We start from the raw sequence: 10,087 nt of genomic DNA on the forward strand, positions 1-10,087 counted from the left end.
TGCGGGATACCGCCTTCCTGCTCAGAGATAGGCAGGATGCGATCGCTTCTTTCCTGAACCATGTTCAGGAGAGTTCAGCGTGAATGTATCAGGAACGGTTCGAGCCGCAGGGATCAGTGGGTGGCGCTCAGTTCCTTGGTTGGGCAGCATTGCAGAGCAGCAGGGCATCTGGATCCCAAAGGATCTGCCCATCAAGAGCCATTCTCCCCAACACCGGCATTCCTACTTGGGCTTCCAGGCGCGGGATCAAAGTTGCATCCAGCTTTTCCAAGGCTTGGGGATCCCTAGTTTCGGTCAGGGATCCAACCAGCACCCATCCCAAACCACGGGCCCTGGCTTGGCGTAACAGGGCGGCAAAAGCAGCAGCTTGGCTCAGAGCGGTCTCCCGCTGCAGCGTCAGCAGCAAGCTCAACCCCCACGCATGGGCCAGATCCGCCCAAGTTTGGCCTGGCCCTATGGGATCGGCAACGCTGCCCGGCAAAACCAGTAGGGGATCTCTCTCTCCTGCCCACTCGGAGATCTGTTGCCAGAGAGCCTTGAGCTGAGCTTCCGAAGGGGTGGGATCCACACTGAGCCGGCCCCAAGGGCGTTGAACCACCTGCTGCCAAGCGTCGGCCACTGCCGTAGCTCCCGGGATCCCTGGCCAGGTGTCGGCCACCATCACCTTCATGGCTCTGCCTCCCACAGGGCGAGAAACTCCGGCTGGATCTCGAAGCCAAACACCAAAGCCATATCCCGCAGCATGGAGACGGATCCCAGGTTCTGCTGCTTAAACCACCGCATCAACACAAAGATCTTCTGATAGACAAAGATCTCCAACGCTTCTGGGTTGTAAACAATACCCTCCCGAGGGTTGAATTGGTGGGGCACCATCATAGCCGCGTAACGGGCCAGTTCTCCTTGGCGCCAATTGAGAAAGTAGGGCATCCAGGGGTAGACTGTATCCCAACGAATAAACCACAGGCGCACCTCCGGGATCTCGGACAGCTCCCGCGGATCCTCAGGGCTGCGCGGCCAATCGATGGCGCATTGCACCTGCTGGGCAGCACGCACGGGATCGGCCATCAGGGTTTTCACCAGCTCATGGCCGGGGGCGAGATCCAGAGTTTGAATGGCCTTGGCGGGAAGGTAGAAGGTAATCGGCACAGCGACACGGCTATCTGGCTTGCAAATGCAGCTTATCTCAGCTCTGTTCCATCTTGCCTGCCACCGGGATCCCTAGACGGGTGAGATCCAGGGCAAAACCTGCCGTTACCAAAAACACTTGGTCGGCCAGAGGAGCCAGCCTTTGGGTGAGTTCTCCCATCCGATCCCGAAAGCGCCGCCCCATAGGATAGGCGGGCACCACCCCCCAGCCCACTTCTTCAGACACCAGGAGGATCTCCCCCCTACAGCTTTGCAAGGCTGCCAGGAAGGATTGCACCAAGGGATCCCATTCTGAAGAGGGACAGTCTAGGCCCTGCGCCACCCATCCCCCCAGCGAATCCACCAGCGCACAGCAGGGCTGGGGTAACTTTTGCAGTTCTGCCCCCAAGTCCCTCCCGGTTTCCCAAGTTTGCCAACCGGAAGGTCGTCGTTGCCGGTGCTGTTGAACGCGCTCTGCCCACTCTGGGTCAGTCTCAGGATCGGGTTTTGGCCCGGTAGCCAGGTAGACAACCGGCAAGCCCGAAGCCGCAGCCAAACCCTCTGCCAGCCGGCTTTTGCCAGAGCGCACAGGGCCGCAGATCAGCACAATCGACATTACGCTGGAAATCCACTGACGCTTGAGATTAACCTAACAACAGCGCACTTGAACTTCAGGCTCAAAAGCCCGACCATGACAGATCCCAAGCCAATATCTCCGCCTGAACAAAAGGCTGCTTCGGCCTCTTTTCGATCTGCTCAACCGCTCTGGCTCAGCCTAGCGCTGGGGATCACCACTGCTCCCGTTTTGTTGGGCTTGGTCTTGGCAGATCGGGCCGGGAAATGGCTGGGATCCCTGAGCTGGGAAGATCCGGGTTGGTGGCTGGGGGAGCGGCTGCCCAACTTAGACAGCGCCCCGCTACAGGCCCATGAGCGACAGCGCAAAAACTCTGCCCCGGTCGAGAACCCCTAGCTTCTCCGTCACTTTCGTATGATCGGGTAAGCGAACCAGCAGCAGGAGTTAACAGCCTTTGCGCAGACCGGCCAGACTATCTCAGGAGTTCACCTCCACATTCTCGGGGGTGCTGTTTTGGACGAGCGCATTTCTCTTCACAACGGTGTTGAGCGCTTGCTTGGGCTACCTATTTGGCCAGCGAGCTCTATCGGGGGTTTCTTCTCCCGTCACCGGCGCCGGTCGGGCTTCTCCTTCCCGCGAAGTTCGGGATCCCCGCACTGTGCCTTTGCTGAACGAGGCTGAGGTAATTGCAGCAGCCGAAGCCAGCCTTCGTCCGTCCCCAACTCCCACCCCCCTCTTTACCCCAGCACCCACGCCGGTCGCAACTCCCACTCCAACACCCACCCCCAGATTGTCTCCTGAATTGGCGGCAGCCCCATCGCCAACTCCTCGCCCCGCCACTCCATCTCCTCCACCTCCCCGTCCGCGTCAGCAGGACGGAGTTCCTGCCCCGCCGGCGCCCACACCACCTCCGCCCCCCCTACCAATTGCCGCCAGTGGACAGGTCTCTATGCAGGTGCTTTCGGTTCGTCGCGAGGGAAGCCAAGTGGTTCTGAATGTAGCTATGCAAAACAACTCGGCAGAGACGGTGCGCTTTCTCTATAGCTTCCTGAACATTACTGACGACAATGGACGGTCAATCAACGCGCTCACCCAGGGTTTGCCGGGGGAGCTGCCCCCCAATAGCCAAGTCTTCCAGGGAACCATCCGCATCCCAGCCTCGAGCCTAGCCGGATCCCGATCCCTGTCCCTGAGTTTGGCTGATTACCCCAGCCGCCGCCACCGAGTGGGAGCCAGTGGGATCCCAGTGCCGCCGTAACACCCCTCTTCCTTTAGCTTCAGCTAGAAATCGCAGGAGCCCCGCACTGTACCCGTAGGGTCACTGCCGGGAGGAATGCGCTTTGATGAAGTACAATGAACTTATGAGCCAAGTCCTGACCATATCCTGCAAGCTCAAGGTGTCCCCGTCGCAAGCCGCCAAATTGGACGCGACGATGGATGCCTTTGTACAGGCATTGAACTGGGTCAACCAGAACACGCCGGAGAAGATCGTCAACGCGGTCAAGCTGCAATCCCTTTGCTACTACGAGATTCGAGCCCGGTTTGGCTTGTCCAGTAACTTGGCTCAACAGGTGTGCAGACGGGTAGCGGGTTCCCGCAAAGTGGCTAAGCAGAAAAAGCGTCCCGTCAAGGAGTTTAAGAGCGGCTTTGTTACCTACGACGCTCGCATCTTTTCGTTCCGTCAAAAAGACTGGACGGTGTCGCTGACCACGGTGGAAGGGAGAGAACGCTTTGAACTGGCCATTGGCAACTACCAGCGTGGGATGCTGGCTGGTTCCAACCCCAAAGCTGCCACCCTGGTCAAGCGCAAAGATGGCTCCTACTACATCCAGATTTGCGTAGAGAAAAAACCACCCAAGCAACAAGATACCGACAAGGTGATCGGGGTGGACTTTGGAAGGACAGATATTGCCCATACGTCAGAGGGGAACAACTGGAATGGACAGCAGTTGAGCAGAGTCCGAGACCACTACTCCCGGTTGAGGGCGGTACTCCAACGCAAAGCCAGCAAGGGCACACGCAGTTCGCGGCGCAGATGCCGTCAACTGCTGCAACGGCTGTCTGGCAAGGAGAGACGCTTTCAAGTGTGGGTCAATCATCGCATCTCCAAAGCTATTGTCTCCAGGGCAAAAGCCACAAACAGTGCTATTGCTCTGGAAGACCTGACAGGGATCCGGGAAAGGGTCAATCAACAGCCACGCAGCAAAACCGAAAGGCGCAGGGCCAACAGTTGGGCGTTCTACCAACTACGTCAATTTCTGGAATACAAGGCGAGGGTTGCAGGGGTTTCTCTGATTCTTGTGCCGCCTGCTTACACGTCGCAGACCTGCCACCGGTGTTTGCACATCCATCCCGACCCTGCGCAATCCTATCGCAGTGGTAAGTCGTTCAAGTGTGGGCACTGTGGATGGGAAGGAGATGCGGACTTGAATGGTGCAAACGTAATTGCGCTCTTGGGGGCTGCCGTAAACCAGCCTGGAGGTCCGGGCTTGTTTTGTTCTCTGGTAGAGCAGAGCAGGCCCAGGGCTACTGAAAGCCCGCTCCGTACCGCTTAGCGGTCGGAGCCGGGTAGTTTACACCACAGATCCGGTCACGTAGCGTTGCGGAGCAACAGGAGCAACAAAGTTTGTACGGGGAACATGAGGTGGAGTTGAGAAGAGGTGCCTAGCCCAACCTTTGAACAGCCTGAGGAAATCCGAGCGCTTTTTGACCGCATTGCTCCCCACTATGACTCCCTCAACCAAACCTTGAGCCTGGGCCTCCATCAGGTTTGGAAGCGTATGGCCGTGCGTTGGTCGGGCGCCAGCTCAGGAGGATATGTGCTGGATCTGTGCTGTGGAACCGGTGATCTGGCTCTGCAGTTGGCCCGCCGAGTAGGACGAAGGGGACATGTGGTGGGCCTAGATTTCTCTCCCGCCATGCTGGCGATTGCCCGGCGTCGCTCCCGGCTCTTCCCTGGCTACTCCCTGGAGTGGGTTTTGGGAGATGCCTTGGCCTTACCTTTTCCCGACAGTAGCTTCGATGCCATTACCATGGGCTACGGCTTGCGCAATGTAACCGATATTCCCCAAGCCTTGCGAGAGATTAGGCGAGTACTGAAGCCAGGACGTCGTGCCGCCATTTTGGATTTTCACCGCCCCACAGGGATCCCTCTTTGCGAACAATTTCAGCGCTGGTACTTGAACACTCAGGTGGTTGCCCAGGCCAAAACTTTGGGACTGGGATCCGAATATGCCTACATTGATCCCAGCCTAGATCGCTTTCCCTCTGGAGAAGAGCAACGACAAATGGCCCTGCAGGCAGGGTTTGCCAGTGCCAAGTTCTACCCCCTAGCGTGGGGCATGATGGGGGTACTGGTGATTGAGAAGTTTCGTATTGTTTCCATTAATTCCACTTCCCCGAAGGGAAGCGACTCCCCCCGATTATAACCCTTGCCCAGAGCGGGATCCAGGGGCCTAGATCGACAGGGTCTCGTTTAAGGACTCCGTCCCGCTGGCGCGAAAGGACTCCGTCCCGCTGGCGCGATGAGAGGCTAGGGAGCAACGACATAACGATCCTGCGAGAGGCGCTCGTTGCCTCCCCACCTTGCTGGTTTGCTCTGGCTGCAGACAGATGTGAAGACTGGGCTTGGGACCCAATTTTTGGGTAAAACTCCCTAGGTAAAAATTACTACAAACCACCACAGGAGCTGGGATCCCCCTCTGGAAAGCTTGGGAAACCCTAAATTCCTGGGGACTTGCTGGGTGGGCTTTCTTCGGTTACCGCTTGCCTACGGCGATCGCCAATGCCGCAGTCACCGCAGCATTCCGGTCGCTTGAAGTCGTCCCAATGGATGCAAGCCCGGCAGCCTTTCAGCATTTCTGGCCAGCGCTCTCGAATCAACAGTTGCCGCAGCCTGACTTCCCGTGATTCCTGAAAGGGGTTTTGGAATTGAACCATAGCTTTTGGGTTTCCCAGCTCTCTTAATCTGGTATAAAAGCAGATTTGAGTTTGGGATCGAGAAACATCAGTATAGCTTAAGGTTTGTGGTGGCCCAATCTTTTTTGCCAGTTTAAGACATTCGAGACAGACCAATCTGCTTTTATTCATCACCTTGGGAAAAGATCTACCAAAAAATGTAAACAGGTCATATAAAACTTAACTCATTTTTTCTCCGCTTAAAACAAAGGTGGGATCCAATGCCAGCAGCATTTGAGTCCGACCGCGGTGTTCCAGGCGGTTCACCGCCGATTGAATCACCTCCACATGATGAGCCCGCACAGCGGCCAGGCCGGCAGAAAGGCCGTAGAGCCCATCCAAAGAGTTGGTCGTCGCCACGACCCGCCCGTTGGGGCTGAGATGGCTCCAGCAGGCTTCCAAGATCTCGCGTAGGGGGTGGCCTCCCTCAATGCAGATGCGATCCGGTGCCGGAGAAAGGTGTTGCAGACAATCGGGGGCAGTACCTTGAATCACCTGCACGTTGGTGAGGCCAAATTTCTCGCAATTGCTCTCGATTAGGCTGACTACCTCGGCATCTCGCTCGATAGCAATCACGCGAGCTTTGGGGCATAGAACAGCCGCTTCAATGGCAATTGTGCCGGTTCCGGCGCCGATATCCCACAGGCAGTGGTTCTCTCCCAGGCGCAACTGGCTTAGCACCAACACGCGCACCTCACGAGGGCTCATTGGGATCCCTGGGATGCGTTCAAAGGCAGAGTCTGGGATCCCTGGGGTGCGGTAGGGCCAAGAGAAGGCGGCTGACATGGGTAAAGTACCGTTGCAGAGGAAGTTTGTCTATACATATCCCTCAGCATAGAGCGAATGCTCAACAGGCCATCTCCAACCTGATAGGGGTGCCACTTCTCCCGCCCAATCATTGCCCAGATGGGCACCACAAACGCCCTCTGAGCTCAACGGAGTGGTTGGAGCAATTCCCAACCGGCAAAGCTGCAGTCCAAAACCAAAATGATCCTGCCCCCTTGAGGAATCGAGTTGGACACTAGGGAAGTTCTGGAGATAAGCGGGATCCCTGTTACCCGAGAGCTAGTTTTGCACTGGATGTAGCTGGCGCTGCCGGAAAAAGTTGTAGTTGGGGCAATGTTCAGTACAAGAGGATCTTAAGAACGTTTCCTTGAACTGGAGCCTATCAAACCATCCATCCAAAGAATAAGCTTTGCTCGCAGATACAGCCAAATCTCATCATTTGCCCGCAACAGGAATAGAACATATAGGCTTAATACGACGAAAACACACAGGTTCCCTAAAAAAGTGTAGGTTTGGATAATTTGATCGGTGCTCCAGCCAAAGTCGTAGTTTAGGCGGTTCATATCCCCCCTGGCATCTCCTTGGCCGCCCAACAAAGTTCCTCAGGGAACCTCGGCCAATCCCAGTCTGATGCTGTGCCATTCCCAAAAGCTTCTCCACAGGCTGCTGGCCGCGATCCCCAGCACGACAAATCGCCAAAAATCCCATCGCCAGCGATCTGGCAAGGGAAAATAAAAGCTGGCCATCAGAAAGGTGCTGAGATAAAATTCTCCTCCAACGCCGCTAAAGACAAACAACATCTCCCAGGTGCGATTGGGCATCAGCCAGGTCATGTAAAACTGCAATAGAGCAAGAAAGATGGCCAGCACCTGCAGCCACCCAATCCGCTCCTTGCGGGCTGACCAGAAGAGTAGAATCAGTAAAAAGAGGATTCCAAAATACACAAAGGGATCCCTCTGCGAGCTAACGCTTGTCCAGCCGATGGGCAGAGGCAAAGCCCGATACCCGCTCCACCAGGCGACGGTGGCATGGCCAAATTCGTGGATCCAAATGTGAAGAGGCAAATGCAACAACTGCAACAAGCTTATGTTGTTCACCATCAGGGCCACCGCAAACGCAGCCGGGTAAGCCCAAGCGTTGACTGCCCAGTTATCGAAGGAAAACCGATCCCAACGCTGCCGGGATCCCAGCTTTAGGCTCTGCCGCCAGAGCAAACGTGAGCCGCGGAAAGCGCAAATTTCCACTTGCTCCAGCCGTGGGATCCGCAGTTGCTTCAAGATCAGAAACAGTTGGGCAGCGGCAACTTGGGGGGAGAGCGCAGGCTGGTACAGGGATCCCAGCAGGTGGACGTGCAGGGTCTCGTCGGCAAAGTCTACCCGGACACACCAGCGACGCCGCAGCAGTTCTGTCCGCACAACCTGCACAATTGACTGGGCGTGTCCAGCTCGGGCCAGGGCTAGGGGATCCGGTGGCCTGGGCATCCCAAGATACCTCGTCGGAGAACAAGCAGTGGGATGGAGAAGATATGCCCATTATCCTCTGGCCCCGCAAGCAAGAGCGGAATTGCGCTCCTTCTCAGGCTGCTCCGAAAGCAGGTTGGTATAGTTGCAGGTGTGGGGAGTGGATGGAAGGTCATGCCCGAATTTGGCAAGCCGGGGTCAAGGCAGATATGGGGGGCGATGCTGCTGTTGAGCTTGGCGGGGGCAGGGCTGTTTCCCCCGGAATCTGTCCAGGCTCAGGCGATTACAGCCCCAGGTTTATCGCGCATTGAGCGTTGGTACTACGACCCCCAGCAGGGGCGGCTGGAAGTTAACACCCAGGGCGAGGTGCGGCCTTTTCTGTTCGTGCTGCAGAATCCGCCTCGGGTTGTGCTGGATTTTCCCAACACCCGCTTTGGACAGGAGCCCCAAACCCAGACTTTTGCGGGCCGTGTCACCTCTCTGCAGATTAGCCAGCTTACGGATACCATTACCCGCTTTGTGCTGTATCTGCAGCCGGATCAGCCTCTCAGCCTCAACCAACTGCAACTGCTCACTGCCGGCCCCTCCCGCTGGGCTGTTCAATTCACCCAGGCCGGATCTCTCTCTTCTTCTCCCCCTTCATCTGCCGGCTTATTGGGAGGTTCCAGGGATCCCTTCCCGCCGTCCCCGCCTTTGCCGACACTGCCTCCCCGACGCCCGGCACCCACCCCATCTCCTCGCTCCGGCCATCAAATTTTAGAGGTATCCCCGCAAGCAGAAGGCTTTTTTATCCGTACCCAAGGCAGCCCCTCCACTACGGTGCGGCGCATCCTCGATCCGGATCGGGTAGTGGTGGATTTTCTCAACACCACCCTCAGCCCTGCCCTCACCCAGCGAGCTTATGTCATCAACCGTCTGGGGGTTGCGCGGCTACGGATCGGGCAATTTGAGCCCACCATTGCTCGGGTAGTGCTGGATGTGGATTCCTCCGGTGGCGACTGGGAAGCCCGCTACGACCCACAGCGGGGTGGGATCTGGATCCAGCCTGCCGGCGGTGCTGCCCAGGCCAGCCTTTTGCCCGAGGTCAGCTCTGTCAACAGCAGTGGGCCGCTGGCCACGTTGCAATCGGTTCAGCTCCAGGGCAACCGGTTGATCATCAGCGCCGATGGATTCATGTTCTACCGGGCCGGCTGGGATCCCGAGAGTGGTGGCTACCGCATCAACGTGGCGCCCGCTCGCCTGCCCCAGTCTATGCCGGATCCCGGCTTGCCGGTTGGAGGGCCGGTGGAGCGGATCCGCTTTGTCCAGGAAGATGCCCGCACGGTCAGCATTCTGGTGCAGCCCGCCGAGGAGTTCGATGTCTTCGAGCCCAACCCCGGCCAGGGATCCCGCCGCATTACCTTGGAGCTGCGACCTCTGAATGCTCCTCCACCAATACCTCAGCCGCAGACGCCCGGCCCTGCCTCCCCTTCCACCCCCCAATCTCTGAACCGGACGGTCATTGCCATCGACCCCGGCCACGGGGGACGGGATCCCGGTGCCATCGGGGTGGATGGGATCCAGGAGAAGGACATCGTGCTCTCCGTTGCCCACCAGGTGCAACGACTGCTGCAGGAGCGGGGGTACGGGGTGGTGATGACCCGCACCGATGACCGGGAAGTGCTGCTGCAACCGCGGGTGGATATGGCCGTTCAGGCCAACGCTGCCCTGCTGGTGAGCATTCATGCCAACGCCCTGGATCGCTCCGGCATTCACGGCATCGAGACCTATTACCTGCGACCCGATAGCGCCGAGCTGGCCGCCATCTTGCACCGCAGCTTGGTCAGGGCCACCGGTGCTGCTGACCGGGGGGTGAGACGAGCCCGCTTTTTTGTGGTGCGGGAAACACCTGTGGGTATGCCCTCCGTGCTGCTGGAGTTGGGATACGTAACCAACCCAACCGAAGGGCGAAAATTGGCTACTGCCGAATATCAGGCTATTTTGGCGCGGGCCATTGCCGATGGCATTGAGACTTTCTTGCGCAGTCGCTAGCCGTTGGCTGAGCTTGTTCATGTCTATCGGATCTCTCAATTGATCCTTAAGTAAACTATCCGGCTCCGACCGCTAAGCGGTACGGAGCGGGCTTTCAGTAGCCCTGAGCCTGCTCTGCTCTACCAGAGAACAAAACAAGCCCGGACCTCTAGGC

General features: G+C 57.6%; 11 protein-coding genes. 5 read left to right on the forward strand and 6 right to left on the reverse strand.

Features of this window, described 5'->3' with window-relative positions; genetic code table 11:
* Positions 1–127: 127 nt before the first annotated feature.
* The 3 genes from ACVWZU_RS13705 to cobU are packed head-to-tail and all read right to left on the reverse strand — an operon-like array spanning position 128 to position 1,741.
* Complete coding sequence (locus tag ACVWZU_RS13705; RefSeq protein ID WP_457445453.1) at positions 128–670, reverse strand: hypothetical protein; 543 nt, start codon at positions 668–670, stop codon at positions 128–130.
* Positions 667–1,146: a CRR6 family NdhI maturation factor gene (locus ACVWZU_RS13710; protein WP_457445455.1), complete on the reverse strand. Its 480-nt coding sequence runs from the start codon at positions 1,144–1,146 to the stop codon at positions 667–669. The genes ACVWZU_RS13705 and ACVWZU_RS13710 overlap by 4 nt, the downstream gene beginning before the upstream one ends.
* A gap of 37 nt (positions 1,147–1,183) precedes the next feature.
* The gene (cobU, locus tag ACVWZU_RS13715) at positions 1,184–1,741 is read right to left on the reverse strand and encodes a bifunctional adenosylcobinamide kinase/adenosylcobinamide-phosphate guanylyltransferase (protein ID WP_457445456.1); all 558 of its coding nucleotides are present in this window, start codon (positions 1,739–1,741) and stop codon (positions 1,184–1,186) included.
* 75 nt (positions 1,742–1,816) lie between these two features.
* Here cobU and ACVWZU_RS13720 point away from each other — a divergent pair, with 75 nt between their 5' ends.
* The 4 genes from ACVWZU_RS13720 (at position 1,817) to ubiE (ending at position 5,127) form a co-directional block, all read left to right on the forward strand.
* Entirely contained in the window at positions 1,817–2,095 is a 279-nt protein-coding gene (locus tag ACVWZU_RS13720; RefSeq protein WP_457445458.1) for a hypothetical protein, read from the forward strand.
* Between the two features lie 58 nt (positions 2,096–2,153).
* Positions 2,154–2,957: a hypothetical protein gene (locus tag ACVWZU_RS13725; protein ID WP_457445460.1), complete on the forward strand. Its 804-nt coding sequence runs from the start codon at positions 2,154–2,156 to the stop codon at positions 2,955–2,957.
* Positions 2,958–3,060: 103 nt separating this feature from the next.
* A complete protein-coding gene (locus ACVWZU_RS13730; RefSeq protein WP_457445468.1) occupies positions 3,061–4,254 on the forward strand; it encodes an RNA-guided endonuclease InsQ/TnpB family protein in 1,194 nt (397 codons plus the stop codon).
* A 105-nt stretch (positions 4,255–4,359) separates the two neighbouring features.
* Positions 4,360–5,127 carry a bifunctional demethylmenaquinone methyltransferase/2-methoxy-6-polyprenyl-1,4-benzoquinol methylase UbiE gene (gene ubiE, locus ACVWZU_RS13735; protein WP_457445462.1) on the forward strand — a complete coding sequence of 256 codons (768 nt, stop codon included), beginning with the start codon at positions 4,360–4,362 and terminating at the stop codon, positions 5,125–5,127.
* A 292-nt stretch (positions 5,128–5,419) separates the two neighbouring features.
* Here ubiE and ACVWZU_RS13740 read toward each other — a convergent pair whose 3' ends face one another.
* The 3 genes from ACVWZU_RS13740 to ACVWZU_RS13750 all read right to left on the reverse strand — a co-directional run bounded on the left by ACVWZU_RS13740 (position 5,420) and on the right by ACVWZU_RS13750 (position 7,923).
* On the reverse strand, positions 5,420–5,638 hold the full coding sequence (locus ACVWZU_RS13740) for a hypothetical protein (protein ID WP_414332184.1): 219 nt from the start codon (positions 5,636–5,638) through the stop codon (positions 5,420–5,422).
* A gap of 198 nt (positions 5,639–5,836) precedes the next feature.
* A complete protein-coding gene (gene cbiT / locus ACVWZU_RS13745; RefSeq protein ID WP_414332185.1) occupies positions 5,837–6,442 on the reverse strand; it encodes a precorrin-6Y C5,15-methyltransferase subunit CbiT in 606 nt (201 codons plus the stop codon).
* A gap of 602 nt (positions 6,443–7,044) precedes the next feature.
* Positions 7,045–7,923: a hypothetical protein gene (locus ACVWZU_RS13750; RefSeq protein WP_457445464.1), complete on the reverse strand. Its 879-nt coding sequence runs from the start codon at positions 7,921–7,923 to the stop codon at positions 7,045–7,047.
* Positions 7,924–8,121: 198 nt separating this feature from the next.
* Between ACVWZU_RS13750 and ACVWZU_RS13755 the strand changes: the two genes are divergently transcribed.
* The gene (locus ACVWZU_RS13755; protein ID WP_457445466.1) at positions 8,122–9,933 is read left to right on the forward strand and encodes an N-acetylmuramoyl-L-alanine amidase; all 1,812 of its coding nucleotides are present in this window, start codon (positions 8,122–8,124) and stop codon (positions 9,931–9,933) included.
* Positions 9,934–10,087: the final 154 nt, after the last annotated feature.

The sequence above is a fragment of the Thermostichus sp. MS-CIW-26 genome, assembly GCF_054059115.1.